Here is a 24111-nt window from a genome sequence, read left to right on the forward strand (position 1 = left end):
CAAGGGAGCGCTTGAAAAGAAAAATGGTTCCGGCCACGACGTGGCTCAGTCAGACCGCGATCAGCGCCGCCGCCACGCGCCGACCTTCGGAGAGCAGAACATTGTATGTCCGGCAGGCGGATCCGGTGGACATCACTTCAACGCCGATTCCCGCCGCCTCCAGCGCTGAGCGGGCGCCGGCGTCGAGAAAGGCGATCTCCGTCCCCATGCCGACCAGAAGGACGTCGATCGCGTCCGCTTCGGCGATCACAGGGGCGAAATCCGCTTCGCCCGGCGCCGCGCCGACACGCCAGTCGGCGGCGGCGGCCGGAGTCAACAGAAGCCCTCCCGGCCGAAAGACGCCCGCCAGACGGAATCCGCCGCCGCCGTAACCATCGATCGGCGGCGGCCCGTCCCATGTGAGTTCGGAAATGCGCACCGGCTCAGGGCGCGTCGGCGGAACCGAACTGCACGCCGGCCGGCCCGTCCGCGCTCGGCTTCGACCAGTCACGCTTCACGCTCAGCGCCAACAGGATCATCGCCGCGATGAAGATCGAGGAGTAGGTGCCGATTACGACGCCCCAAATCATCCCGAACGTGAAGCCCCGGATGACTTCGCCGCCCAGCACATAGAGCGAAACCAGCGCGATCAGCGTGGTGAAGGAAGTCATCGTCGTCCGGCTCAACGTTTCGTTCACCGAGAGATTCAGAAGCTCTTTCATCGGCATGGACTTGTAGCGGCGCAAATTTTCACGCACCCGGTCGAACACCACCACAGTGTCGTTCAACGAGTAGCCGACGATGGTCAGCAGCGCCGCGACGATCGAGAGGTTGAATTCGAGCTGGACCAGAGAAAAGAGCCCGATCGTCAGCACCACGTCATGCGCCAGCGACGCCACAGCGCCAACCGCGAACTGCCACTCGAAACGCAGCCAGACATAGACAAGCACCGCCAGCAGAGAGAGCACGACGGCGAGAATGCCGGCCTCGATCAGCTCGCCGGAGACCTTCGGGCCGACGAACTCCACCCGGCGCAACTCGATATCCGGGATCACCTCCTGTAGCGCCTTCATCACAAGCGCGTCCGGGGTGGCCGCGCCCTCGACCGGAACCTCGGCCGAGGTCTGAATCAGCACCTCCGACGGCTCGCCAAACTCCTGCACCGAAAAATCGCCGAGCCCCAGCCCGTCAATCACGCCGCGGATCTGGCCCAGATCGGCCGGGCCGGGCGTGCGCAGCTCGATGATCGTGCCGCCTTTGAAGTCGACGCCGAAATTAAGCCCCATGACCAGGAAGATCGCCAACGCCCCGACCAGCGCCGCGAGCGACCCCGCGACGCAGTAACGCCCCCAGCCGATGAAATCGAAATGCGTGACCTCGGGAACCAGTTTCAGCCGCATGCTCTCGCTCCTCAGACCGTCAACGTCTTCGGCCTACGCCGGTCATACCAGCTCGCCACGATCAGTCGCGTGACCATCACCGCGGTGAAGACCGATGTGATGATGCCGATCCCGAGCGTCACCGCGAACCCGCGTACGGGCCCCGACCCCATCCCGAAGAGGATCGCCGCAGCGATGAGCGTCGTGATGTTGGCGTCGACAATAGCGCTGAACGCACGCTCATAGCCCAGTTCGATGGAGCGGGCGACGTTCTTGGCGCCGCGCAACTCCTCGCGTATCCGTTCGAAAATCAGCACATTCGCATCTACCGCCATACCGATGGTCAGAACGATGCCGGCGATGCCGGGAAGCGTCAGTGTCGCCCCGATCAGACTCAGCACGCCGATGATCAAGCCCACATTGACGATCAGCGCGATGTTGGCGAAAACCCCGAAAAGGCCGTAGCTGAGCATCATGAAGACCAGCACCGCGACGAAGGCGACGATGGTCGCGGTCTTGCCCGCCGCGATGCTGTCAGCCCCGAGACCCGGGCCGACGGTGCGCTCCTCCTCGAAGCTGATCGAGGCGGGCAGCGCGCCGGCGCGCAGAAGAATGGCGAGTTGCTGCGCCCCCTCCACCGTGAACGAGCCGGAGATCTGACCCGACCCGCCGAGGATCGGCTCGCGGATCACCGGTGCGGTGATCACCTTGTCGTCCAGGACGACGGCGAACGGCCGGCCGACATTCTCGGAAGTCGCACGCCCGAATTTCCGCGCCCCCGACGTGTCGAACCGGAAGTTCACCACCGGCTCGCCGGTCTGGCTGTCGAAGCCCGGCTGCGCGTCCTGCAATTCGTCACCAGTGACAAGCGCGCGGCGCTCGACGATATAACCCGCGCCGGGTTCCTCGGCGTCTTCGTAAACCGCCTTACCAGGCCCAGCGGCGCGCTTCAGGTCGCTGGTCCGCCCATCGACCAGGTGAAATGTCAGCTTCGCCGTCTTGCCGATCAACTCCTTGATCTCCAGCGTCGAGGAAACCCCCGGAACCTGCACCAGAATACGTCTTTCGCCCTGTCGCTGGATCGACGGCTCGCGCGTTCCGGCCTCGTCGACCCGGCGGCGGATGATCTCGAGGCTCTGCGCCATCGTGCGGTCAGTCAGGGCGGCGATCGCGCTTGGCGTCATCGTGACCACGAGCGACTGATCCGGCCCGTCGCTGATTTCCAGATCGGGCGCGGAGACGCCGAGCGCCGCGTCGGCCACCGATTGCGCGAGCTCGGAAAGCGCCGCACGCGCCGCTGGAAGATCGTCAGCATCCGTGATCCTGACGGATACCCGGTCCTCGGTCGCCGCGAGGCGCGAATAGCGCCGCACGCCCGCGTCCCGAAGGGCCGCGCGCGCATCGTCCCTCACCGCCTCCATCCGCTCCGAAATCACGTCCTCAATCCGCACCTCGACCAGAAGATGCGCGCCACCGCGCAGGTCAAGCCCGAGATTGACGACATTCGACGGCAGAAAAGACGGCCACTTCGCCGCCCTCGCCTCAAGCTCCGGCGAGACCGGCGCGCCGGCCTTCTCCAGCTTGGCGATTTGCTTGCGCGCCAGCGCGGCGTCGTCTGCGCGTTCGTAAGCCAGATTGGGCGCCGCGAGAATGACGCCGATCAGGCACAGGCCGATCACCAGCGCCTTCTTCCATAACGAAAAATAGAGCAAGGTCGGCTCCCCGTCGCGCCGCTACGGCTGTATCAGCCTTCGGCCGGTTCCGATTTCGACATGACGCTGCCGATCGCGGAGCGCAAGAGCCGAACCCGGACATTCGGAGAAATCTCGACCTCGATCTCCTCCTCGCCCTCTTTGACCTTGGTCACCTTGCCAAAGATCCCCGCCTGGGTGACCACCTGGTCGCCACGCCGCAACGCTTCGACCATCCTCTTGTGATCCTTCGCCTTTTTCTGCTGCGGGCGGATCAGAAAGAAATAGAAGATAACAAAGATCAGTATCAGCGGAATGAAGGAGGTGAGCATGTCCCCCCCGCCGCCGACAGCGCCCTGCGCATATGCTGGTGTTGCAAACATCGTTGGTCCTTTGGTCCAGAATTCGGCGCGGACTATAGCCGGGGGCGGTTCCGATGCAACCCGGCCCGCTGGCGCTGTATTTCATGCGACGGAAGCGTCATGTTGCGTCGTGTGAGCTACTGACAAGGGAACGGAGAGCGTCGGTGAAAGTCCCCCGCGAGACCATCGCCGCAATAAGGTTCGGCTACGGCTTCCGTCCGGGAGAGACGCCGTCGCGGGATGCTGCGGCGCTCCTCGCCACGCTGGCGCCGGGCGCCGCGCTCCCTTTCGACGCCGGACCGGATATCGGCGAACGGGCGGCGCGTTTCGCACGGTTCAACACTCTCCGGCGCGAGAACCGCGACAATTCCAACCGCTCGGCGATGGCGAGAGTGCAAAAGAGCATTCGGCGGCAATACCAGACCGATATTCGCGTGCGCGCGCTGACGCCCGTGCTTTCCCCCTACGGATTTTACGAACGTCTGGCCTGGTTCTGGAGCAACCACTTCGCCGTCGGCGGCAAGAACCTGATCGGAAAGGCGTTGGTTGGCCGGTTCGAGAAGGAGGCGATCCGGCCCCATCTCGCCGGACCGTTCAACCTGCTGCTTCGGGCCGCGGTCACGCACCCCGCGATGCTGCTCTATCTCGACCAGGACCGCTCGATGGGGCCGGATTCGAGCACCGGGCGCCGACGCAAGGCCGGACTCAACGAAAATCTCTCGCGCGAGATCATGGAGCTTCATTCGCTCGGCGTCGGCTCGGCCTATACACAAGGCGACGTACGGCAATTCGCGGAACTTCTGACCGGGCTCGGTTTCAACCGCCGGACGGGAATCACGGCTTTCACACCGGCGCGCGCGGAACCGGGCGCAGAAACCGTGCTTGGCGCGCGTTATGGCGGCGGCCCGGCCCGCCTCGCCGATATCTACCGCGCGCTCGACGATCTTGCCGCGAACCCGGCGACAGCCCGCCATATCGCGCGCAAGCTCGCCGTTCATTTTACCTCCGACGCCCCGTCCAACTCCCTGATCGACCATCTGGCGACGGCCTATCGGCGCACCGGCGGAAATCTGAGCGCGGTCTACGCCGCGCTGCTCGACCATGACGAAAGCTGGAGCAGCTTTGGCGACAAGGTGAAGCAACCCTTCGATTTCATCGTCTCATCGCTCCGCGCCATCGGCCCGACGCCGGCCGAGATAGCGGCGGCGCTGGACCCGGCCGACCGGAGCCTGCCGTTGATCCGCGCCATGCGCCGGCTCGCCCATACGCCACTGGAGCCACCGGGACCGCAGGGCTGGCCGGAAAGTGCGGCAAAGTGGATCACGCCACAGGGCCTGACATCGCGAATCGAATGGGCGTCGCGGCTTGGCCGCATCGCCGCGGAGCGCTCCGATCCGCGCGCGTTCCTCGATCTGGCGCTCGGGGGCGCGGCCTCCCCCGCCGTAAGTTTCGCCGCCGTCAACGCCGCCGAACGGTGGGAGGGGATCGCCCTGGTCCTGGCCTCCTCCGAATTCAACCGCCGTTAAGGAGCGCGAGATGATCGCCATTGACCGCCGCGCCTTTCTGAAATCCGGCCTCTCGCTCGGCTGCGCCGCCGCGGCCCTTCCGCTTTTCACGCCGCTATCGCTCGCCGCCGCGCCCGGCGAGAACCGGCTGGTCGTGATCATTCTTCGCGGCGCGATGGACGGGCTCGGCGTTTTCGCGCCGTACGGAGAGCGCGACTGGGCCCGGATGCGCCCGACCATCGGCGCCGCGCCAGGCGCGGGGCTGATCGACCTCGACGGCCGCTTCGGCATGGACGCGCGACTCGCGGCGCTTCACCCGCTCTGGGCGGCGGAGGAGCTTGCCGTCGTTCACGCCGTCTCCACCCCCTATCGCGACAAACGCAGCCATTTCGATGGGCAGGATATGCTGGAATCCGGCGTGCAGGCCGGCGGCGCGCCGCGCGACGGGTGGCTTAACCGGGCGGTCGCACATATCGACGGCGCCCGCACCGAACAGGCGCTCGCAGTCGGGCGCGAGGCGATGCTGCTCACCTCAGGCGACGCCCCGTTTCGCGTCTGGGCGCCGGGCGAACGGCTCGCGCTCAGGAATGACGAGCGCGAGCTTCTCACCAGGCTTTACGCCGATGATCCGCTCTTCGCCCACGCCGCCGCGCTGGCGGAGGAGTTGTCCGCGCTCGACGACGGCGAAGCGGATAGACGGGTGGCCGTCTACGCCGCCAAACGGCTGGCTGCGGAGGCGCGGATCGCCGCCTTTTCCCTCGGCGGTTGGGACACGCACGCCGCGCAGAAACCGGCGCTGAAACGGCCATTGAAGCAACTCTCCGACTCGCTCATCGCGCTCCGTGACGGTCTCGGCCCGGCATGGTCGCGCACACTCGTCATCGCCATGACCGAATTCGGCCGCACCGCGCGCGAGAACGGCAACCGCGGCACCGATCACGGCACCGGCGGCGCAGCCATCCTCGCCGGCGGCGCGATGCGGGGCGGACGGGTTTACGGCGACTGGCCCGGCCTCGGGGAAAGCGATCTTTACAACGGGCGCGACCTGACGCCGACAGGGGACATACGCCGCTATCCCGCCTGGGCGCTGAACGCGCTATTCGGAGTCCCGAAATCGACGCTGGAGACGGCGATCTTTCCGGCGCTCGACATGGACACGCGCCCGGCTTTCCTCGCTTGACGCCATCGTCTTACTTGCGCAAGCCTGCATCATGACCAGCGATCCCCCCCTCGACGCGCCCGTCCCGGACTGGACTCCCCCGCCGCATCCGTCGCGCACGGTGATCGAAGGGCGGTGGTGCCGGATCGAACCGCTCGATCCCGCCCGCCACGGCGAAGAGCTTTTCACCGCCAATGACGGCTCCATCCGCATGTGGGACTACATGGCCAACGGGCCTTACCCCGATCTCGCGTCCTATCTGGACTGGGCCAAGGGCGCGGCGACAAGCGAAGATCCGCTCTTCTACGCGGCAGTCGACAAGGCGGACGGGCGCGCGAAAGGCGTGGTCAGCTATTTGCGCATCACCCCGGCCACCGGGGTTATCGAGGTCGGCAACATCGCCTATTCGCCACAGCTCCAGCGGACCCGCGCCGGGACGGAGGCGATGTTCCTGATGATGCGCAACGCGTTCGAGCTCGGCTATCGCCGCTACGAGTGGAAATGCAACGCCTACAACGCCCCGTCGCGCCGCCTCGCGATGCGGCTGGGACTTTCCTATGAAGGCGTCTTTCGTCAGCACATGGTCGTCAAGGGCCGGAACCGGGACACCGCATGGTATGCGGCGGTCGACGCCGAATGGCCGAAGCTCCGCGCCGCGTTCGAAACCTGGCTCGACCCGGAAAATTTCGACGCCGAAGGCCGCCAGCGGCGGAGCCTTTCCGCCCTCACCCGTCCGCTGCTGGTCGCCACCGGCTGATGATGGAGCGGTCTGAGGTCATGCGCCGCGTAAAGGCGCAAGACACCCGACCCGAACTTCGCCTCCGCCGTCACCTGCGCGAGATCGGCCGCCCCGGCTATCGACTCCAGCGCAGCGACCTGCCCGGCCGCCCCGACGTGGCCTATATCGGCCGCAAGCGCGCGATCTTCGTCCACGGCTGTTTCTGGCACGGCCACGACTGTAAACGTGGCGCCCGAACGCCGAAGACCAACGCAGATTATTGGCGCGCGAAGATCACCCGCAACCGCGCCCGCGACGAGGCCGCCGAAGCGGCGCTGAAGGCTGCGGGCTGGCGCGTCCTTATCATCTGGGAGTGCCAGATGAAGGACGAGACCGCGCTCAAGGCGCGTCTCCGCGCCTTTCTCGACTGAAACGAACCCGAATATGCGCGGCGCGCCGACCTCATGCTCGGTTGACGGCGCGGGGTAGCTCTTCCTGCGCCATCGTCATCGCCGTTGCGCAGTCCGGCGTTCGCCGCCCGGCGTCTCCTCTCCTTGACAGGACGCGGCCAAAGCCGGAGACCCAAGCCTGAACACCGGAAGGAAGACCATGCCCGCACCCAACCCCGCTGCGCTCGAATTCCTGCTTACGAGGCGTTCACGCCCGGCGAAAACATTGACGCCGGTCGCGCCAGATCGTGCGGAAATCGAGCAGATGCTGACCGCCGCCGCGCGCGTCCCCGACCACGGCAAGCTGGCGCCGTTCCGGTTTCTCGTGTTCAGAGGCGAGGCGCGTGAAAGGCTTGCGGCCGCGCTGGCGGCCCGCATGAAAGCCGCCGGCGAGCCGCCCGAGAAAGTCGAAAAACAGTCCAACTCCTTCCGCTATGGCGGCGCGATCGTCGCGGTCGTCTTCACCCCTCGGCCGCCGAGGAAAGTGCCGGAATGGGAGCAGCATCTGGCCGCCGGGTGCGCCTGCCTCTCGCTTCTCAACGCCGCCTTGGCGATGGGCTGGGGGGCGAACTGGCTGACGGGCTGGGCCGCGGAGTCCCGCGAATTCATGGAAGCGGAGCTCGGGCTCGCGGCGAATGAGAGCGTGGCCGGGTTCATTCATCTCGGCGGAGAAGCCGTCGCGCCTTCGGATCGTTCGCGCCCCGACATCGCCGAGATCACGGACTGGATCGACGCCTGATGCTCTCCGATGTCTCGCGCGCTCTGGCGCAGATGTTCGACGGGCGATTCTTTCGCGTGCTCGTCAAGTCGGTCGGCCTCACGGTGCTGCTTCTGGCGGGGCTGATCGCGCTGGTGATCTGGGGCATCGGCGCCATCCCACCAGTGAATTTCACCATCCCCTTCACCGATTACGAAGTCGGCTTTCTCGACGATGTCGCCGGCTTCGCTTCGGTCGGGCTGGTCCTTATCCTCTCGGCGTTCCTGATGTTCCCGGTCGCCGCGGTGTTCGTCGGCCTGTTTCTCGACGAAATCGCCGATGCGGTGGAGGAAAAATACTATCCTGGCCTGCCGCCGCCCCGGAAGCAGGGAATCGGGGAGATCATCTCACAGGGAGTGAAGTTCGCCATCGTGCTCGTATTCGCCAACCTTGCGGCGCTGATCATCTACCTTCTGTCGACCGTGCTCGCGCCCGTCATCTTCTGGATGGTGAACGGCTTTCTTCTGGGCCGGGAATATTTTGAAATCGTGGCGATGCGGCGGATGGACGGGACAGCCGCCAAGGCGCTGCGCCGACGATATTTTCTTGAGATATGGATCGCCGGAACCTTGCTGGCGGCGCCGCTATCGGTGCCGATCCTCAACATTATCACGCCGCTGATCGGGGTCGCGGCCTTCGTTCATCTCTACCACCGCAAGACCGGACGACCGGTAGGCGTCTGAACGTCGTTCAGGACTCCGACGAAGGCGAGAGGATCGGCGCTTCGGCGGACTGCTCCTTCGATTTGGACGAAAACGGGCAGGCCGAGGCGGCGGTAGCGAATGCGAGGCCGCCAATCACGGCGACGGCGATCGTCATGGCTCTCATCGTCACACTCCATCGGGCGTTGCGAGGGGGCGAGGTTAACCCGAACTTAGCCCGTGCGACGTCACGGTTTCGGGATACGCCTTAGTCCGGCCGTCCGGTGAGAGAAGCGATATCGGCTGCGGAAATCAGTTCACTCTCGATGACAAGAAAAACCACGATCCACAACACGGTCGCGGCGATCGTCGTCCAGATCAGCTTCTTTCGGATCATCGGCTCATCCGGCGCGCCGGGAGAGGTCCCCGGCACGACTTCGCCCGCCTCCTCCTGATTGCGTACGAAGAGAGGCAGGATCATGAAGAGCGCCATGAACCAGAACACTGCGTAAAGGACGAGTCCGGAAATCAGGGTCATGTCTCCTCCAGTTCCACCAACGCGCCCTGAAAATCCTTCGGGTGAAGGAAAAGAACCGGCTTTCCATGAGCGCCGACCTTCGGTTCCCCTGAACCCAGAACCCGCGCCCCCGCCGCTTTGAGGCGGTCGCGCGCGGCGACAATGTCCTGGACCTCGTAACAGATATGATGAATGCCGCCGGCAGGGTTCTTGGCCAAGAACCCCGCGATGGGAGAATTCTTCCCGAGAGGGTGGAGAAGCTCGATCTTCGTGTTCGGAAGTTCGATGAAGACCACCGTGACGCCATGGTCGGGCTCGTCCTGCGGCGCATTCACCTTCGCGCCGAGCGCGTCGGCGTATAGAGCGACCGCGGCATCGAGATCGGGCACGGCGATGGCGACATGGTTCAGGCGGCCGATCATCGGCGCCTCCTTTGATTTTCAACTCGCCCCGCCTTAACGCGCGACGGCCGGCGCGTCTACTCGGACGCCTCCCACGGGCGGATCACAACCGCCGAGATCGCGTTTTTCGGACTGCCTTCGATCACCTTGTCGGAATAGCTGAGATAGATCAGCGTATTGCGCTTCTCATCCAGAAACCTCACGACTTGCAACGACTTGAACAGGAGCGACGTTCTTTGGCGGAACACCCGCGCGCCATCCTCCATTGCAGCCGGCAACGTGACCGGGCCGGTCTGCCGGCAGGCGATGGAGGCGTCGGCGGTATCCTCCGCAAGACCGAGCGAGCCGGAGATGCCGCCGGTCTTCGCCCGACTCAGGAAACACGAGATTCCGGGCACATCGGGATCGTTGAAAACCTCGACGACGATCTTGTGGTTGGCGCCAAGCAGCTTGAACACCGTGTCGACGGAACCGATCTCCTCCGCCGTCGCGGGTGAGGCGATGAGTGCGAGAGCCAGCGCGGCGCGGCGAATTAAGGTCATCTCCCGCTTCCGCTCAGTCGCGCTCGGGGTAGAGCGGATATTCCCTGTCGCCGATAAAAAGCCGCTCAGCCTTCATCAGCCGCGCCGACGGGTCGGCCGCCGGCTCCCCGACAGCGCGGATCTCGACCCCGGGCGCGAGATCCCCCTCGGTCAGACCGGCCCGCTCGTTCCGCCAGGGCTGGCCGACCTCGACCGTCCAGACTTCGCCCTCGGCGTTCACCGTTACGACGCCATGCGGCATCCCGAGATTGACCGTCTCTACCACCCCGGTCAGCTCGATATTCCCGCCCGAGGTCCAGCTCCAGCCATGATGGGCTAACGCCGCGACGGCGGAAAATGCGAATGCGGTGAACGCAGCGGCGATCAGTTTCAGTCTCATATCCACAACCATCCCTGTCGCAGCCTACACATGAGATAGTGCGCTTCGCCGCGCCGCCAACCCGCGTCAGAACTCCTCGACATGCAGAACGCCCGTCGCCGCCTTGATCGCGCCACGGATCGCTGGCGTCACGGGGAATTCGCCGGGCAGGATGATGTCCACTTCCTGCCCCGATTCCGGCAGCGTGACGACGATGTTGACCGGCCCGCCACGCCCTTGCCCCGCATCCGCCAGCCGCGCGCGGATACTTTCCAGCGCGCGTGGTTCGGTCACATGGATACGCAACCCCGCCGGCGCCGCGTCCCGCACCGCGCCGTCGATCGGCTGCACCGAATTGGCCAGCATCTTCACCTGATCGCCGTCGATCTCCGGCGTCACCGAAAGGACGATGTTTCGCCCCGGCTCCAGATCGTCGCGATGCGCCGCGAGGAGGTCCGCGAAGACCATCACCTCGTAGACCCCTGTCGGGTCCGAAAGCCGGACAAATGCGTAGCGTGAGCCTTTCGCCGATTTGCGCTCCTGCTTCACCATCACCGAGCCGGCGACCCGGGTGGCGACGCCGGTGCGCCCGCCCGCGACGATCTCGGCGTAGGTGTGAACGCGTTTGCGCTTCAGCGGCCCGGCGTAATCGTCGAGCGGATGGCCGGAGAGATAGAACCCGACAGCCGCGAACTCCTCCGCCAGCCGCTCCGTCGGCAGCCAGTCCTCGGGCGCCGGCAGGCGCGGCGGCGGCAGGCCCTCCCCCGCCTCGCCGAAGAGCGAGACCTGCGCCGACGCCGCTGCCTCGATCGAGGCGGCGGAGTAGGCCATCAGCACGTCGATGGACTCGAACACCCGCCGGCGATTCGGCTCCAGCGCGTCGAACGCGCCGGCGCGCGCCAACATCTCCATCGGCCGCTTGCCGATCCGCTTGCAGTCCACCCTGCGCGCGAAATCGAAGAGATCCCGGAATGCGCCGCCCTCGGCGCGCGCCGCCACGATCAGCTTCATCGCCTCGGCGCCGACGTTCTTCAGCGCGCCGAGCGCATAGAGCACGCGTCCATCTTTCACCGTGAAGCGGGCTTCGGAAAGGTTTACGTCCGGCGGCGCCGTCTCGATCCCCAGGCGATCGACCTCACGCTTGTAGATCGCCAGCTTGTCGGTGAGATGCATGTCGCAATTCATCACCGCGGCCATAAACTCCACCGGGTGGTTAGCCTTCAGCCAGGCGGTCTGGTAGCTGACCACGGCGTAGGCGGCGGCGTGGCTCTTGTTGAAGCCATAGTTGGCGAACTTGTCGAGAAGGTCCCAAACCTCCTGCGCCTTCGCCTTGTCGACGCCGTTCTTCGCCGCGCCTTCGAGGAACTTCGGACGCTCGGCGTCCATCGCCTCCTGAATCTTCTTGCCCATGGCGCGGCGCAAGAGATCCGCGCCGCCAAGCGTGTAGCCCGCCATCTTGCGGGCGATCTCCATCACCTGTTCCTGATAGACGATGATGCCCTGCGTCTCATCCAGGATGCTGTCGATCAGCGGATGGATAGAGGCTCGTTTCTCGCGCCCGTTCTTCACGTTGCAGAATTTCGGAATGTTCTCCATCGGCCCGGGGCGATAGAGCGCGACCAGCGCGACGATGTCTTCGATGGATGTCGGCTGCAATTGTCTCAGCGCGTCGCGCATCCCCTGGCTTTCCACCTGGAACACCGCGACCGAATGGGCCGAACCATAAAGCGCGTATGTCTTTTCATCGTCGAGCGGGATCGCGCCGATATCGATCTCCACGCCACGCGCCCTCAGCAGATCGAGCGCGCCCTGGATCACCGTCAACGTCTTCAGGCCGAGAAAGTCGAACTTCACCAGCCCTGCGGTCTCCACCCATTTCATGTTGAACTGGGTCGCAGGCATGTCGGAGCGCGGATCTTGATAAAGCGGCGCCAGCTCCACCAGCGGTCGGTCGCCGATCACCACGCCGGCGGCATGAGTGGAGGCGTTGCGCAGGAGCCCTTCGACCTTCTCGGCGATATCCAGAAGCTGGCCGACGACGAATTCCTCCCTCGCGGCCTCCTCCAGCCGCGGCTCCTCCGCCCTTGCCTTCTTCACCGACATCGGCTTCACGCCCTCCATCGGAATCAGCTTGGAGAGCCTGTCGACCTGCCCGTAGGGCATCTGAAGTACACGGCCGACATCGCGGACCGCCGCCTTGGAGAGCATCCCGCCGAAGGTGATGATCTGCGCCACCCGGTCGCGACCATATTTCCGCTGGACGTAGTGGATCACCTCCTCGCGCCGATCCATGCAGAAATCGATATCGAAGTCGGGCATGGAGACGCGATCTGGATTCAGAAATCGCTCAAACAAAAGCCCGTAACGCAATGGATCCAAGTCCGTTATGGTGAGCGCATAGGCGACGAGCGACCCCGCGCCAGAGCCGCGACCGGGCCCGACGGGAATATTCTGCTCCTTCGCCCATTTGATGAAATCGGCGACGATCAGGAAATAGCCCGGAAACCCCATGCCCTCGATAACGCCAAGCTCGTATTCGAGGCGCTCGGCGTAGCTCTCGGCCGGAGCCGCGAGCGGGATGACCGCAAGACGCGCCGCCAGCCCCTCCTTGGCCTGCCGGCGCAATTCCTCCACTTCGTCATCGGCGAAACGCGGCAGAATCGGCGCGTGGGGCTTCGGGCGCCAATGGCAACGCCGGGCGATCTCCGCCGTCATTTCGATGGCTTCAGGAAGATCGTCAAAGAGCTGGCGCATCTCATCACCGGACTTGAACCGGTGCTCGGGGGTCAGGCGGCGCCGATCCTCCTGATTCACATAGGCGCCCTGACCGATGCAGAGGAACGCGTCATGCGCAACATACATATCCGCGTCGGGAAAATAGACGTCGTTTGTCGCGACCAGCGGCAGGACGCGGCGATAGGCTTCCTCGACGAACCAGCGTTCGGTCGCCTCCTCCTCCGCAGAACGAAGCGCGCCATCGACGCCATGACGTTGCAGCTCGACATATAACCTGTCGCCGAACCCCTCCGCCAACCGATCCAGAAGCGCCGCCGCTTCGGGCTCGCGCCCCTGCCGCACCAGCCTCCCGAGCGGGCCCGACGCGGCGCCGGTCAGCAGGATCAGCCCCTCGCTCCGCTCGATCAGCCCATCGGGCGTGACATGATGCGGCGCATCCCCCGCGTCGAGATAGGCCGAGGACGACAGCGCCATAAGATTGCGGTAGCCGATCTCAGACTGCGCCAGCGCGACCACCGGCGCGGGCGGGACGGCGCGCTGCCCTCGTTCGGGCGGCGGCGCAAACGCGAGGTCGAGCTGGCAGCCGATGATCGGCTGCACGCCAGCCTTCGCAGCCGTTTCCGAAAACTCCAGCGCCCCGAACAGGTTGTTCGTGTCGGTGACCGCCACCGCCGGCATATCGAGGCCGGCGCACAGCTTCGGCAGCGCTTTCACCGGGATCGCCCCTTCGAGAAGCGAATAGATCGAATGGAGCCGGAGATGGATGAAGGGCGAGTCGGTCATGCGGGAAGGCTAGTCGCGGGCCGCCTCCCGCGCCAGCGCCCATCCGCCTATTTCGCGCGCTTCGGGCTGCGGATCAGCGTGATGAGAATCGAGGCCACGACCATCGTCAGCGCCACCGCCTTCTGCCAACTCGGTGGGTCGCCGAGGAGAAGGATCGAAGAGAGAACACCGACGACAGGCGCGGTCAGCGTCGAGATCGCCGCAACCGTCGCGGGCAGCCGGTCGAGCAGCGCCGTCCAGAGGGCGTAACCGACGACCATCGGCCCGAGCACATGCCAGAACATCGTCCAGAGCACGGGGCCGCCGGGCCAGGTCTGCCGCCATGGCGGCTCGAAAATCAGCACCAGCGACCAGCAGGCGGCCGCCGATACGCCAAAATACCACACCGTCAGCGCCAGCGGCGTCAAGCTCCACCTTCGGGCTTTCAGCGCGATATTGCCGAGCGCCCAGGAAAGCGCCCCGAGCAACATAATCGCCGGCCCGGCCGGATTCCGCACCAGACCGACGAAATCCTCAGAAGCCAGCACCGCCAACCCACCCATGCCGATGGCCAACGCCGCGACGAGCCGAAAATCAACCCGCTCCCGTAGAAAAATCACGGCGAAACCTGCGGTCAGCGCCGGCATCGTATAGGCGATGATCGCGGCTTTCGACGTTTCCGTGAGGGTTTGACCGACCGCGACCGCCACATTGAAAGAGCCGACCATCAAGAGGCCGGTGATGACGATCGGCGCGATCTCGCCCGGCGCGGGGCGCAGCCTCTCGCCGCGCGCGCGCGCAATCGCGGCGAGAACCACCGTGGCCAGTGGAAAGGCGACGGCGCGGATCGTGATCGGCGGAATCTCGGTGAGCATGAATTTCACCGCCGGCCAATTCAGCCCCCAAAGAAGGCCGATCAGCAGGACCGCGAGTATGGCGCCCGCGCCGGGTCTGCCAGGTCTGGACGTCAATCTGGCGCTCCTTCACACTTGGCCGCGTCGCCCGGCGCCCGGAGGAGCACGTGAGTCGATCCTGCGCCGAACGTAGGGCCGCAAGGCCTCGCGCACCAGTCGCCGCAGCGGGGAACAGCCGGCCCGGCTGATCCGTCGCGCCCTGCCGACTGGCGAAGCGCCCCGCCAGCCGCTATGTTGCGGCGCAAGGGAAACAAGGAACCCCAATGCTCGCCTTCGTCGCACATCTCGTCGTCCTGACCGTCCTGATCTGGGTCGCGACGACCGCGCTTTATTTCCTCGGCGGTTTCGTGATTCTCGCCTATGCGCGCCGTCACCCGGAACGAAAGATACAGCAGCGCGCCGATGGCGAGGCGCGCGCGCGCGAAGAGATCTGGGAAAGTCTCCGTTCCATTGTCGTCACCAGTTTCTGCATGGCGCTGGCGATCTGTCTCTCGCTGTTCGGCCTGACGCTCTGGTCGCCGATGGAGGGCTGGATCGGCGTCCTCGCGGGCGCGGCGATCCTTATTCTCGGCTATGATTTCTGGTTTTACTGGGCGCATCGGCTGCTCCACACCAAGCGCCTGATCCGCTTTCACCGCTGGCACCATCGGTCCCGCGCGCCGACCGTCTGGTCGACCGACAGTCAAGGATTCGTCGAAACGGCGATGATCCAGAGCTGGTTGGTCTTGGCCGCCGTCCTGCTGCCGATCCCGCCGCTCGCCTTCGTCCTGCATCGGCTCTACGATCACATCAATGGCCAGCTCGGCCATTGCGGTTACGAGTTCTTCGCGAGCCGCTCGACGCGCGCGCCTTCGCCGCTGGTCTGCACCACCTATCACGACCAGCATCACGAGCTATACAACTGGAATTACGGCAACTTCACCTCGATCTGGGATCGTCTCGGCGGCACGCTCCATCCCGATTACGACCGCGCCGTCGCCAGGCGCGAGGACCACGCTGAAGCCACGGAGAAGACCCCCGCGGAGTGATCGCCGACCGCCATCCGGAGGGGCGCCGCCGCATCGGAAGGAGACCCCGGATGGCCGAAACGCTCGACTATGACGATCGGCGCCAGCGCCCTCGCTTCACCGGGCTCGCAACCTTCTTTCGCGCTCCCCATGCCGAGGATTTCGCCGGAGCCGGGCTTGATATCGGCGTCTGCGGCGTCCCCTTCGACGGCGGCGTCACAAACCGCCCCGGCCCGCGCCGCGCGAGGTGCGCAACCAATCCTCATTGATCCGCGGCCACAATCAGGCGACCGGCGCCGCGCCGTTCCTGAACGCGAAGGTCGCCGATATCGGCGATGCATGGATCAGGAAACCCTTCGAACTGGAGAGCGCGCATCGCGAGATCGAAAATTTCTTCGCCGGCGTCAGGGCGGCCGGGATTCGTCCGCTCACCTGTGGCGGCGACCATTCCGTCTCGCTCCCCATCCTGCGCGCGTTGGTGAAAGACCGACCCGTCGGCATGATTCATATCGACGCCCACGCCGACACCGGCGATGATTACGGCGGGAGCCGCTTTCACCACGGCGCCCCTTTCAAGGTAGCTGTGGACGAGGGGCTGCTCGACCCGACGCGCGCGGCCCAGATCGGCATCCGCGGCTCGCTCTACAATCCCGATATGTGGAAGTTCTCCTACGATGCCGGAATGCGCGTCATGCGGATGGAGGAAGTCGAGGAAAAGGGTTGGCGCGCGGCGATGGCGGAGGCGCTCGCCTTCACCGGCGCCGGGCCGGTCTATGTCTCTTTCGACATCGACAGCCTCGACCCGGCCTTCGCGCCCGGCACAGGCACGCCGGAGGCCGGGGCCTGACGATGCGCGAAGCGCAGGGCATGGTGCGGATGCTGAAGGGACAGGACATCATCGGCGCCGACATGGTCGAGGTCTCGCCGCCCGTCGATCAGGGCGGCGTCACGGCGCTCAACGGCGCGACGATCATGTTTGAGCTGCTGTGCGTGATGGCCGGATAGAGCCGCCGCGCCATTCGCGCAGCCGACGCGCGCCCTCGATCATGTCGTCGGTCGAGCGTGCAAAGGAGAACCGCACCGTTCCCGCGCCGCGCACCGGGTCAAAATCATGCCCCGGCGTCGCCGCGACGCCGGCCTCCGCCAGCATGCGCGCGGTGAAATCGCGGCTGTCGGCGGCGAGGTGGTCGATTTCGGCGTAAAGATAGAACGCGCCCTCGCAAGGGGCGAGACGGTCGAACCCCGCTTTCGGCAGTTCCTCCAACAGAATCTCGCGATTGCGCGCATAGACCGCAAGCCGCGATTCACATTCCTCCGCCGCGTCTAGCGCCGCCAGCGCGGCGACCTGGCTCACATGCGGCGGGCAGATGAAGAAGTTCTGCGCCAAACGCTCGATCGGCCGGACGAGTTCCGGCGGAACCACCATCCAGCCGATCCGCCAGCCAGTCATGGAGAAATACTTCGAGAAAGAATTGATGACGATCGCCTCATCGGCGACCTCCAGCGCGCTGACCGCCCGCCCGCCATAGGTCAGCCCGTGATAGATCTCGTCCGAGATGAACGCCGCACCCGCCTCGCGCGCCACCGCCGTCAGTTCGACAAGCGCGGCGCGATCCAGCATCGCCCCCGTGGGATTCGAGGGACTGGCGACCAGCAAGCCGTCAATGCGCCCCGCCGCCCGCACCTCCGCCGGTTGAGGCCGCCAGCCGTTTTCGGCCGCGCCCTGAATCGACGCCGTCTCGATATCGAGCGCATGGAGAATGTTCCGGTAACTCGGATAACCCGGCGAAACCGTCGCAACCCGGTCGCCGCTGTCAAAAAGCGCGAGAAACGCCAGAAGAAACCCCGCCGATGACCCTGCCGTCACGACCACGCGCTCGGCCGGAATGTCGAGCCCGTACCACTCGCGGTAAAGTCGCGCGATCCGCTCGCGCAACTCAGGAAGTCCGAGCGCGACCGTATAGCCGAGCGGCCCAGCGGCCATCGCCCGCGTCGCCGCTTCGAGCGCGGGAGCGGGGGCCGGCGTCGCGGGTTGGCCGACCTCCATGTGGATCACGTCCCCGCCCTGCGCCTCCTGCGCCCGCGCCGCCTCCATCACATCCATCACGATGAAGGGATCGACCGCGCCCCGTTTCGACAAACGCCTTGAAATGACCATTCGAGACCGCCTTATTGTTCCGGGCGAACGTGAGCGGGCGCCGGTGCGGCGTCAAGACCCGCGCGCAAAGAGAGATAAGGCGGCCAGAGCGTGAAACGGTTATTCCGAAAGGCGGCGGCGTTGGGGGTGGCGATCGCGGTCGCCGTCACGGGCACGGCCTCGGCCGCCAACCTGATCCGCGACGCCGAGATCGAGGCGACGCTCGGCAAGCTTTCCGCCCCCATCTTCCGGGCCGCCGGACTCGACCCGAACAGCATCGAACTGCTCATTCTCCAGGACTCCTCCCTCAACGCCTTCGTATTCGGCGGCCGCAACATGGTCTTTCATACCGGCCTGCTGGAGCGTCTGGACCGGCCGGAAAAGTTGATGGGCGTGATGGCGCACGAAACCGGCCATATCATCGGTGGCCATCTGACGCGCCGCGCGCTCAACATGCAGGCCATGCAGGGACCGCTCGCGGTAGGGCTTTTGCTCGCGGCGCTCGCCGGCGCCGCCGCCGGCGACGCCCAGGTCGGCGTGGCCGGCGCGCTCGGGGCGGAATCTGCGTTGCGGCGCAGCCTACTCGCCTATTCGCGCGGTGAGGAATCGAGCGCTGACCAGGCCGGGGCGACCTATATGGAGAAAGCGGGGATCGACCCCGCCTATGTGCTCGACGTTCTGAAAATATTCCGCGGCCAGGAGGTGTTCCAGGCCGGAAACGTGGACCCCTACGCCATCAGTCACCCCTTGAGCAGCGAGCGCCTCGCGCTGCTGGAGGATCGCGCCGCGCGCAGCCGGGCCAAGGGCGAATCCGCCAGCGCCGACCTCGTCTATTGGCACGCGCGGATGCGCGCCAAGCTCTCCGCCTTCACCGACAGTCCGGAGCGGACGCTTGCGGCGCTGGATAGCGCCGCCGACCCTGAAAGCGAGATCAATCTTCTCCGCCGCGCAGTGGCGCTGCATCGCCTGCCGAACCCGTCCGGCTCACTGAAAGCGGTCGAGCAACTGATCGCGCTCCGCCCCAATGATCCATATTACTGGGAGCTGAAGGGTCAGATCCTTTTTGAAAGCGGTCGCGGAGCGGACGCGGTGGAACCCTATCGCCGCGCGGTGTCCCTCGCGCCGAACGAAGCGCTGATCCGCGGCGGGCTCGGCCGCGCCCTTCTCGCACTCAACGATCCGGCGCGCGACGCCGAGGCGCTGGCTACGCTCGAAGGCGCGGCGCTCGCCGGCGCGTCCGAGCCCTCCATGCTTCGTGATCTCGCGCTGGCCTACGCCCGCGCCGGCGACGACGGCAAGGCCGCGCTCGCGACAGCCGAGCGTTACGCTCTCACCGGCCAGCCCCGGGACGCCTTGCGCCACGCCCACCGAGCGCTGGACCAGCTGCCGGTCGGCTCGCCCGGCTGGCTTCGCGCCGACGATATTCGCGCTGTCGCTGAGCGCGCTCTGAGTGATAAGTAAGCGGCGAAAAGCAAAGGACCTCTATATGCCCAGACTGATTATCGCCGCGCTCATCGCGCTTTGCGCCGCCTTCCCCGTCGGCGCCGCGGAATTCTCCACCGAGCAGAAGGCCGAGATCGACGCGATGATCCGGGCGTATATTCTCGAGAACCCTGAAATCCTCGTCGAGGCGATGCAGGTGCTCGAGAAGCGCCATCAGGACCAGACGAGCTCGGCCGATCGCGACAAGATCGCCGCCAGTCGGGACGCGATATTCGACGACGGCTTCAGCCATGTCGTCGGAAACCCGGAAGGCGACGTCACGGTGGTCGAGTTTCTCGATTACCGCTGCCCTTACTGCAAGCGCGCGCATGAAAGCGTGGAGGCGCTGCTCGAAGCCGACTCGAATGTCCGGGTCATCGTAAAGGAGTTTCCGATTCTCGGGCCGGAGAGCACGTTCGCGAGCCGCGTCGCGATGGCGGCGATGATGCAAAGCAGCACGATCTACGAAGATCTCAACGACGCGATGATGGAGCACAAGGGCAATCTGGACGAAGCGACCGTCTTCGCGCTCGCCAAAGACGCCGGCGCGGACATAGACCGGCTCCGCGAAGACATGCAGTCGCCTGAAATCGCAGAAAATATCCGGCGCACCTACGCGCTGGCGCGCGAACTGGAGATCAACGGTACGCCCGGTTTCATTATCGGCGATCAGATCCTGCGCGGCTATGCGCCTTATGAACAACTCCATGAAATGGTCGAAGCCGCGCGCAGCCAGGGGTAGGCGCGGCCGGGGGGCGGCGATTGACCCGTGTCGCCTGTATCGTATAAGCGCGCTTACGCTCTTCGCGCATAATGACCTTGTCCGAGCAGATAGCAAACAACCGCGAAGACGACAGGCGAGAGAGAGGGTTCCGCATGGCCAAGCAGCAAGACGCCGACGTCGCGTTTATCGAGGCGCTCGCCCGGCTTTTGCGCAAGCACGACCTGAGTGAAATCGAGGTCGCGCGCGAAGAAGGCGAAGATCGCGATCTGAAAGTGCGCCTTTCAAGGCAGCCGACCGCCCCGGCGGCGCCCGCTCTCGCCGCCAATCCGCCGCCTGCCGCCGCGCCCGCGGCCTCGACTCCCGCTCCGGCGGCGCCCAAGCCCACGCCTGAAGACCCCGCGCAGCACCCCGGCGCTGTCACATCGCCGATGGTCGGCACGGTTTACCTCGCAGCTGAACCCGGCGCGCCGAATTTCGTAAAGATCGGCGACCGGGTGAGCGAAGGGCAGACGCTTCTCATTGTCGAAGCGATGAAGACGATGAACCAGATTCCGGCTCCGCGCGCAGGCGTCGTGAAACGGATCATGGTTGAAGATGGACAGGCGGTCGAATTCGGCGCGCCGCTCGTCATCATCGAATAATCCGCGAGGGCGCGAAATGGTCTCCAAGGTCCTGATCGCCAATCGCGGCGAAATCGCGCTCCGCATCCAGCGCGCCTGCCGAGAGATCGGCGTGCAGACGGTCGCGGCGCATTCCACCGCCGACGCCGACGCGATGCATGTCCGGCTCGCGGATGAGAGCGTCTGCATCGGCCCGCCGCCGGCGAGCCAGAGTTACCTGAACATCCCGGCGCTCATCACGGCCTGCGAGATATCCGGCGCCGACGCGATCCATCCCGGATACGGATTTCTCTCCGAAAACGCCGGATTCGCGCAGATCGTGGAAGAGCACGGCCTCACCTTCATCGGCCCGACGGCCGAGCATATCCGCCTGATGGGAGACAAGATCACCGCGAAGGAGACCATGCGCAGGCTTGGCGTTCCCTGCGTTCCCGGCTCCGAGGGCGGCGTCGCGACGCTGGAGGAGGCGCGGCGCATCGCCGGCGACATGGGCTATCCTGTGCTGGTCAAGGCGGCTTCAGGCGGCGGTGGGCGCGGTATGAAGGTGGCGCGAAGCGCCGAAGAAATAGACACCGCATTCGGCGCGGCGCGCTCCGAAGCGAAGGCCGCTTTCGGCGACGACACCGTGTATCTCGAAAAATATCTTGGCCGTCCCCGGCATATCGAGGTGCAGGTCTTTGGCGATGGCGCGGGCGTCGCGGTTCATCTCGGCGAGCGCGACTGCTCGCTGCAGCGCCGCCATCAGAAGGTGCTGGAGGAGGCCCCTTCGCCCGTTATCGACGCCGAGACCCGCGCCAGGATCGGCGGCGTCTGCGCCGAGGCGGTGGCGCAAATGAACTATCGCGGCGCCGGCACGATCGAGTTCCTCTACGAGGATGGCGAGTTCTTTTTCATCGAGATGAACACCCGCCTTCAGGTCGAGCATCCGGTGACCGAGGCGATTTTCGGCATCGACCTGGTGCGTGAACAGCTACGTGTCGCCTCCGGCCTCGGCCTCAGCGTCACGCAGGCCGATCTCAAGGTGAACGGCCACGCCATCGAAGCGCGGATCAATGCCGAATCGCTGCCGAATTTCGCGCCGTCCCCCGGTCAGATCACCGCCTATCACGCGCCCGGCGGGCTCGGCGTCCGGATGGATAGCGGCATCTACGCCGGCTACGCCATACCGCCCTATTACGACAGTCTTATCGGCAAACTCATCGTCCACGCCGCCGACCGGGAGACCGCGCTCGCGCGGCTCGACCGGGCACTGAGCGAGTTGGTCGTCGTAGGCGTCGAAACGACCGGCCCGCTCTTCACCCAATTGCTGGCGGAGCCGGACGTCCGCTCAGGCGACTACACAATCCACTGGCTGGAAAAGTGGCTCGCCCGCTGATGCGGCGCTTGCCGGGTGCGATCTGGCGGGCGATGTTCCAACCATGTCGAACCGTTCCGCACTTGTCGAACTGACGCCTTCATTGCTGTTGAGGGCCTATGCCGCAGGCGTGTTTCCGATGGCCGAATCGGCTGACGCCGACGATGTCCTGTGGATCGATCCGGACTTGCGCGGAATCATCCCGCTTCACGGTTTTCACGCCCCCAGAAGCCTCCTCAAGAAGGTTCGGCGCGGCGAGCATGAAGTCGATATCGACCGCGATTTCGAAGCGGTGATCGACGGCTGCGCGGCGCGCGAATCGACCTGGATCAACGATGAGATCAGACGGCTCTATATCGGCCTGCACCGGATGGGCTACGCGCATTCCGTCGAAACCCGGCTCGATGGGACGCTCGTTGGCGGGCTCTACGGCGTGAAGCTCGGCGCCGCGTTCTTCGGCGAAAGCATGTTCTCGACCGCGCCCGACGCCTCCAAGATCGCGCTCGTCCATCTCGTCGCACGATTGAAGGCGGGCGGGTTTCAGCTTCTCGACACCCAGTTCGTGACCGAGCATCTGGCCCAATTCGGCGCGCGCACCGTCTCACGCGGCCGCTACCATAACCTGCTGGAGTTGGCGGTCTCCGCCACGGCCGATTTCGAAGCGCTACCCTCCGACGCCAGCCCTCAGGATGTGGCGCAACTCAGCACCCAAAGATCGTATCGCTGATGGTCCATCGCGCTCAGCGCCGGGCTGGAAGCGAACATCCAGCCTGAAAACACGGGCCCGCCGCCCAATTTGGCGTCCTCGATCTTCATGAAGACGAACGCGTCGGCGACCTCGCCCTCCGGCGGCTCGCGGCATTCATCGACCTCGATGGTCAGCCGCTCATAAACGACCTTATCGCCGACCGGCGCGCGGATATCGGTCACCCGTCCGGAAATCTTGTCCAGTCCGCGCAGGAGCGCCACGGGCTGCGGCACCGACCGCCAGTCCGGCCTCTCCTCCGCGATCAACTCCTCAATGTAACCGGGCGCGTCCGGGCGTTCGCCATAGGTCGTCCCGGGGGCGGGAACGAACTTCGCCCCGGGCGATTCCGGCGGAGTCTCCTGCGCGAATAGCGGCGCCGCCAGAAGCGCGAGAGCAGCCGAAAGCGCCGCCGTCCCTTTCATCGCAGCCTCGCCCGGAACCGAAGCCGCATGTAATCCGCCGTCCACATTCCGTCGCCGTCGCAAAGCGCCGGGCGGACGAGGGCGGCGACACGAGCCCGCGCCGGAGCGCGCTCCCCCTCCGGCAGGACCGCCAGCACCGGCGCGGCCAACGTCTCCAGCCACGCCTCCATCCCTGAATCTATCGGCGTTGGACGCGGATGGAGCGCGCATTCCTCGACCTCGAACCCAGCCGCCTCCAACCTTCGGCTCGCTTCCGCCGCCGAAGGAAAGCTCCAGATTTCGGTCAAATCGGTCTCGACCCCCGCCTCTGCGAGCACCGCGATCAGCGCAGTGCGGATCGCCGCGACGTTGCCCTGCCCGCCCTGCTCGGCGACGAAGCGTCCACCGGGTTTCAGCGCCTGCGCGACCCCGGCGAACACCGCGTCTGGGCGCGTCATCCAGTGCAGCGCGGCATTGGAGAATACCGCGTCAAACTCGCCGTCGAAATTCAGCGCATGGCCGTCCATCACCCGCGCGTCGACGCCGCGCGCCCGCGCCCGCGCCGCCATGTCGGCGGAGCTGTCCACGCCGACCATCTCGCAGCCGTGGTCCGCCAGCGCCTTCGCAAGCGCCCCGTCGCCGCAGCCGAGGTCGAGAATCCTTTCGCCCGGGCGCGGGTCCAGGAGCGCGACGGCCCGCCCGGCGAGATCGGTGACGAAACGCGCGTTCGCCTCATAGCGCGCGGCGCTCCAGTGATCGTCGGCCATC

General features: G+C 65.7%; 27 protein-coding genes and 1 pseudogene. 14 read left to right on the forward strand and 14 right to left on the reverse strand.

The genetic code is table 11. From position 1 onward, the window contains the following. Positions 1 to 49: 49 nt before the first annotated feature. Genes G5B40_RS03285 through yajC form a run of 4 tightly spaced genes read right to left on the reverse strand, consistent with a single transcriptional unit; the run spans position 50 to position 3432 of the window. The gene (locus G5B40_RS03285; RefSeq protein ID WP_165094942.1) at positions 50 to 418 is read right to left on the reverse strand and encodes an Mth938-like domain-containing protein; all 369 of its coding nucleotides are present in this window, start codon (positions 416 to 418) and stop codon (positions 50 to 52) included. Positions 419 to 422: 4 nt separating this feature from the next. Further along, positions 423 to 1379 (reverse strand): protein translocase subunit SecF, encoded by a 957-nt coding sequence (gene secF / locus G5B40_RS03290; protein WP_165094945.1) that lies wholly within the window; start codon positions 1377 to 1379, stop codon positions 423 to 425. 11 nt (positions 1380 to 1390) lie between these two features. Next, the gene (gene secD / locus G5B40_RS03295) at positions 1391 to 3070 is read right to left on the reverse strand and encodes a protein translocase subunit SecD (protein WP_165094948.1); all 1680 of its coding nucleotides are present in this window, start codon (positions 3068 to 3070) and stop codon (positions 1391 to 1393) included. A gap of 32 nt (positions 3071 to 3102) precedes the next feature. Next, positions 3103 to 3432 carry a preprotein translocase subunit YajC gene (gene yajC, locus G5B40_RS03300; RefSeq protein WP_165094951.1) on the reverse strand — a complete coding sequence of 110 codons (330 nt, stop codon included), beginning with the start codon at positions 3430 to 3432 and terminating at the stop codon, positions 3103 to 3105. A 143-nt stretch (positions 3433 to 3575) separates the two neighbouring features. On the opposite strand from yajC, the gene G5B40_RS03305 reads away from it, so the two are divergent. The 6 genes from G5B40_RS03305 to G5B40_RS03330 all read left to right on the forward strand — a co-directional run bounded on the left by G5B40_RS03305 (position 3576) and on the right by G5B40_RS03330 (position 8682). Continuing rightward, positions 3576 to 4937, forward strand: coding sequence for a DUF1800 domain-containing protein (locus G5B40_RS03305; RefSeq protein WP_246209691.1), 1362 nt, complete (start codon positions 3576 to 3578; stop codon positions 4935 to 4937). Positions 4938 to 4947: 10 nt separating this feature from the next. Then, positions 4948 to 6096 carry a DUF1501 domain-containing protein gene (locus tag G5B40_RS03310; RefSeq protein ID WP_165094954.1) on the forward strand — a complete coding sequence of 383 codons (1149 nt, stop codon included), beginning with the start codon at positions 4948 to 4950 and terminating at the stop codon, positions 6094 to 6096. Positions 6097 to 6127: 31 nt separating this feature from the next. Continuing rightward, positions 6128 to 6832 carry a GNAT family N-acetyltransferase gene (locus G5B40_RS03315; protein ID WP_165094957.1) on the forward strand — a complete coding sequence of 235 codons (705 nt, stop codon included), beginning with the start codon at positions 6128 to 6130 and terminating at the stop codon, positions 6830 to 6832. 20 nt (positions 6833 to 6852) lie between these two features. Continuing rightward, positions 6853 to 7224, forward strand: a complete 372-nt coding sequence (locus G5B40_RS03320; RefSeq protein WP_246209692.1) for a very short patch repair endonuclease — start codon at positions 6853 to 6855, stop codon at positions 7222 to 7224. Between the two features lie 178 nt (positions 7225 to 7402). Continuing rightward, positions 7403 to 7981, forward strand: a complete 579-nt coding sequence (locus tag G5B40_RS03325) for a nitroreductase family protein (protein WP_165094963.1) — start codon at positions 7403 to 7405, stop codon at positions 7979 to 7981. Next, the gene (locus tag G5B40_RS03330) at positions 7981 to 8682 is read left to right on the forward strand and encodes an EI24 domain-containing protein (protein WP_246209693.1); all 702 of its coding nucleotides are present in this window, start codon (positions 7981 to 7983) and stop codon (positions 8680 to 8682) included. The genes G5B40_RS03325 and G5B40_RS03330 overlap by 1 nt, the downstream gene beginning before the upstream one ends. A 7-nt stretch (positions 8683 to 8689) precedes the next feature. Here G5B40_RS03330 and G5B40_RS03335 read toward each other — a convergent pair whose 3' ends face one another. The 7 genes from G5B40_RS03335 to G5B40_RS03365 all read right to left on the reverse strand — a co-directional run bounded on the left by G5B40_RS03335 (position 8690) and on the right by G5B40_RS03365 (position 14927). Then, positions 8690 to 8827, reverse strand: a complete 138-nt coding sequence (locus tag G5B40_RS03335) for a hypothetical protein (protein ID WP_165094965.1) — start codon at positions 8825 to 8827, stop codon at positions 8690 to 8692. 81 nt (positions 8828 to 8908) lie between these two features. Continuing rightward, positions 8909 to 9178, reverse strand: coding sequence for a DUF1467 family protein (locus tag G5B40_RS03340; protein WP_165094968.1), 270 nt, complete (start codon positions 9176 to 9178; stop codon positions 8909 to 8911). Continuing rightward, positions 9175 to 9579, reverse strand: a complete 405-nt coding sequence (mce, locus tag G5B40_RS03345) for a methylmalonyl-CoA epimerase (RefSeq protein ID WP_165094971.1) — start codon at positions 9577 to 9579, stop codon at positions 9175 to 9177. Before mce ends, G5B40_RS03340 begins: the two co-directional genes overlap by 4 nt. Positions 9580 to 9635: 56 nt before the next feature. Then, on the reverse strand, positions 9636 to 10100 hold the full coding sequence (locus tag G5B40_RS03350; RefSeq protein ID WP_165094974.1) for a CreA family protein: 465 nt from the start codon (positions 10098 to 10100) through the stop codon (positions 9636 to 9638). A gap of 13 nt (positions 10101 to 10113) precedes the next feature. After that, positions 10114 to 10479 carry a DUF6152 family protein gene (locus G5B40_RS03355; protein ID WP_165094977.1) on the reverse strand — a complete coding sequence of 122 codons (366 nt, stop codon included), beginning with the start codon at positions 10477 to 10479 and terminating at the stop codon, positions 10114 to 10116. Positions 10480 to 10545: 66 nt separating this feature from the next. Next, positions 10546 to 13977 (reverse strand): DNA polymerase III subunit alpha, encoded by a 3432-nt coding sequence (gene dnaE / locus G5B40_RS03360; protein ID WP_165094980.1) that lies wholly within the window; start codon positions 13975 to 13977, stop codon positions 10546 to 10548. Between the two features lie 47 nt (positions 13978 to 14024). Beyond that, entirely contained in the window at positions 14025 to 14927 is a 903-nt protein-coding gene (locus G5B40_RS03365; protein WP_165094983.1) for a DMT family transporter, read from the reverse strand. Positions 14928 to 15133: 206 nt separating this feature from the next. Here G5B40_RS03365 and G5B40_RS03370 point away from each other — a divergent pair, with 206 nt between their 5' ends. The 3 genes and pseudogenes from G5B40_RS03370 (at position 15134) to G5B40_RS03375 (ending at position 16882) form a co-directional block, all read left to right on the forward strand. Beyond that, positions 15134 to 15898, forward strand: coding sequence for a sterol desaturase family protein (locus tag G5B40_RS03370; protein ID WP_165094985.1), 765 nt, complete (start codon positions 15134 to 15136; stop codon positions 15896 to 15898). A gap of 50 nt (positions 15899 to 15948) precedes the next feature. Further along, positions 15949 to 16146 carry a hypothetical protein gene (locus G5B40_RS21080; protein WP_246209694.1) on the forward strand — a complete coding sequence of 66 codons (198 nt, stop codon included), beginning with the start codon at positions 15949 to 15951 and terminating at the stop codon, positions 16144 to 16146. Next, positions 16125 to 16882: pseudogene (locus G5B40_RS03375) on the forward strand (arginase family protein). Before G5B40_RS21080 ends, G5B40_RS03375 begins: the two are co-directional and overlap by 22 nt. Here G5B40_RS03375 and G5B40_RS03380 read toward each other — a convergent pair. Next, positions 16848 to 18035, reverse strand: a complete 1188-nt coding sequence (locus G5B40_RS03380) for a pyridoxal phosphate-dependent aminotransferase (protein ID WP_165094987.1) — start codon at positions 18033 to 18035, stop codon at positions 16848 to 16850. The pseudogene G5B40_RS03375 and the gene G5B40_RS03380 sit on opposite strands and share 35 nt — an antisense overlap. Before the next feature lie 90 nt (positions 18036 to 18125). On the opposite strand from G5B40_RS03380, the gene G5B40_RS03385 reads away from it, so the two are divergent. From G5B40_RS03385 to aat, 5 genes are all read left to right on the forward strand, one after another. After that, on the forward strand, positions 18126 to 19475 hold the full coding sequence (locus tag G5B40_RS03385) for a M48 family metalloprotease (RefSeq protein ID WP_165094991.1): 1350 nt from the start codon (positions 18126 to 18128) through the stop codon (positions 19473 to 19475). Between the two features lie 25 nt (positions 19476 to 19500). Continuing rightward, positions 19501 to 20238, forward strand: coding sequence for a DsbA family protein (locus G5B40_RS03390; RefSeq protein WP_165094993.1), 738 nt, complete (start codon positions 19501 to 19503; stop codon positions 20236 to 20238). Positions 20239 to 20372: 134 nt separating this feature from the next. Next, on the forward strand, positions 20373 to 20861 hold the full coding sequence (gene accB / locus G5B40_RS03395) for an acetyl-CoA carboxylase biotin carboxyl carrier protein (protein WP_165094996.1): 489 nt from the start codon (positions 20373 to 20375) through the stop codon (positions 20859 to 20861). A 16-nt stretch (positions 20862 to 20877) separates the two neighbouring features. Next, positions 20878 to 22215, forward strand: a complete 1338-nt coding sequence (gene accC, locus G5B40_RS03400; protein WP_165094999.1) for an acetyl-CoA carboxylase biotin carboxylase subunit — start codon at positions 20878 to 20880, stop codon at positions 22213 to 22215. Between the two features lie 118 nt (positions 22216 to 22333). Then, complete coding sequence (gene aat, locus G5B40_RS03405; protein WP_246209695.1) at positions 22334 to 22921, forward strand: leucyl/phenylalanyl-tRNA--protein transferase; 588 nt, start codon at positions 22334 to 22336, stop codon at positions 22919 to 22921. Here aat and G5B40_RS03410 read toward each other — a convergent pair. Together G5B40_RS03410 and G5B40_RS03415 are read right to left on the reverse strand one after the other, a co-directional pair. Next, complete coding sequence (locus tag G5B40_RS03410) at positions 22879 to 23364, reverse strand: DUF2155 domain-containing protein (RefSeq protein WP_165095005.1); 486 nt, start codon at positions 23362 to 23364, stop codon at positions 22879 to 22881. The genes aat and G5B40_RS03410 overlap by 43 nt on opposite strands. Next, the gene (locus G5B40_RS03415) at positions 23361 to 24110 is read right to left on the reverse strand and encodes a class I SAM-dependent methyltransferase (protein WP_165095007.1); all 750 of its coding nucleotides are present in this window, start codon (positions 24108 to 24110) and stop codon (positions 23361 to 23363) included. Before G5B40_RS03415 ends, G5B40_RS03410 begins: the two co-directional genes overlap by 4 nt. Position 24111: the final 1 nt, after the last annotated feature.

The organism is Pikeienuella piscinae, from assembly GCF_011044155.1.
GTDB lineage: Bacteria > Pseudomonadota > Alphaproteobacteria > Rhodobacterales > Rhodobacteraceae > Pikeienuella > Pikeienuella piscinae.

Bases quoted from the DNA above. Each gene is read 5' to 3' on its own strand.
- G5B40_RS03325 (WP_165094963.1), top strand. From the start codon at position 7,403: ATGCCCGCACCCAACCCCGCTGCGCTCGAATTCCTGCTTACGAGGCGT.
- G5B40_RS03340 (WP_165094968.1), bottom strand. From the start codon at position 9,178: ATGACCCTGATTTCCGGACTCGTCCTTTACGCAGTGTTCTGGTTCATG.
- G5B40_RS03335 (WP_165094965.1), bottom strand. From the start codon at position 8,827: ATGAGAGCCATGACGATCGCCGTCGCCGTGATTGGCGGCCTCGCATTC.
- G5B40_RS03330 (WP_246209693.1), top strand. From the start codon at position 7,981: ATGCTCTCCGATGTCTCGCGCGCTCTGGCGCAGATGTTCGACGGGCGA.
- aat (WP_246209695.1), top strand. From the start codon at position 22,334: ATGGCCGAATCGGCTGACGCCGACGATGTCCTGTGGATCGATCCGGAC.
- G5B40_RS03320 (WP_246209692.1), top strand. From the start codon at position 6,853: ATGCGCCGCGTAAAGGCGCAAGACACCCGACCCGAACTTCGCCTCCGC.
- G5B40_RS03315 (WP_165094957.1), top strand. From the start codon at position 6,128: ATGACCAGCGATCCCCCCCTCGACGCGCCCGTCCCGGACTGGACTCCC.
- G5B40_RS03410 (WP_165095005.1), bottom strand. From the start codon at position 23,364: ATGAAAGGGACGGCGGCGCTTTCGGCTGCTCTCGCGCTTCTGGCGGCG.
- mce (WP_165094971.1), bottom strand. From the start codon at position 9,579: ATGATCGGCCGCCTGAACCATGTCGCCATCGCCGTGCCCGATCTCGAT.
- secF (WP_165094945.1), bottom strand. From the start codon at position 1,379: ATGCGGCTGAAACTGGTTCCCGAGGTCACGCATTTCGATTTCATCGGC.
- G5B40_RS03350 (WP_165094974.1), bottom strand. From the start codon at position 10,100: ATGACCTTAATTCGCCGCGCCGCGCTGGCTCTCGCACTCATCGCCTCA.
- yajC (WP_165094951.1), bottom strand. From the start codon at position 3,432: ATGTTTGCAACACCAGCATATGCGCAGGGCGCTGTCGGCGGCGGGGGG.
- G5B40_RS03310 (WP_165094954.1), top strand. From the start codon at position 4,948: ATGATCGCCATTGACCGCCGCGCCTTTCTGAAATCCGGCCTCTCGCTC.
- G5B40_RS03355 (WP_165094977.1), bottom strand. From the start codon at position 10,479: ATGAGACTGAAACTGATCGCCGCTGCGTTCACCGCATTCGCATTTTCC.
- G5B40_RS03415 (WP_165095007.1), bottom strand. From the start codon at position 24,110: ATGGCCGACGATCACTGGAGCGCCGCGCGCTATGAGGCGAACGCGCGT.
- G5B40_RS03370 (WP_165094985.1), top strand. From the start codon at position 15,134: ATGCTCGCCTTCGTCGCACATCTCGTCGTCCTGACCGTCCTGATCTGG.
- G5B40_RS03390 (WP_165094993.1), top strand. From the start codon at position 19,501: ATGCCCAGACTGATTATCGCCGCGCTCATCGCGCTTTGCGCCGCCTTC.
- G5B40_RS21080 (WP_246209694.1), top strand. From the start codon at position 15,949: ATGGCCGAAACGCTCGACTATGACGATCGGCGCCAGCGCCCTCGCTTC.
- accC (WP_165094999.1), top strand. From the start codon at position 20,878: ATGGTCTCCAAGGTCCTGATCGCCAATCGCGGCGAAATCGCGCTCCGC.
- dnaE (WP_165094980.1), bottom strand. From the start codon at position 13,977: ATGACCGACTCGCCCTTCATCCATCTCCGGCTCCATTCGATCTATTCG.
- accB (WP_165094996.1), top strand. From the start codon at position 20,373: ATGGCCAAGCAGCAAGACGCCGACGTCGCGTTTATCGAGGCGCTCGCC.
- G5B40_RS03380 (WP_165094987.1), bottom strand. From the start codon at position 18,035: ATGGTCATTTCAAGGCGTTTGTCGAAACGGGGCGCGGTCGATCCCTTC.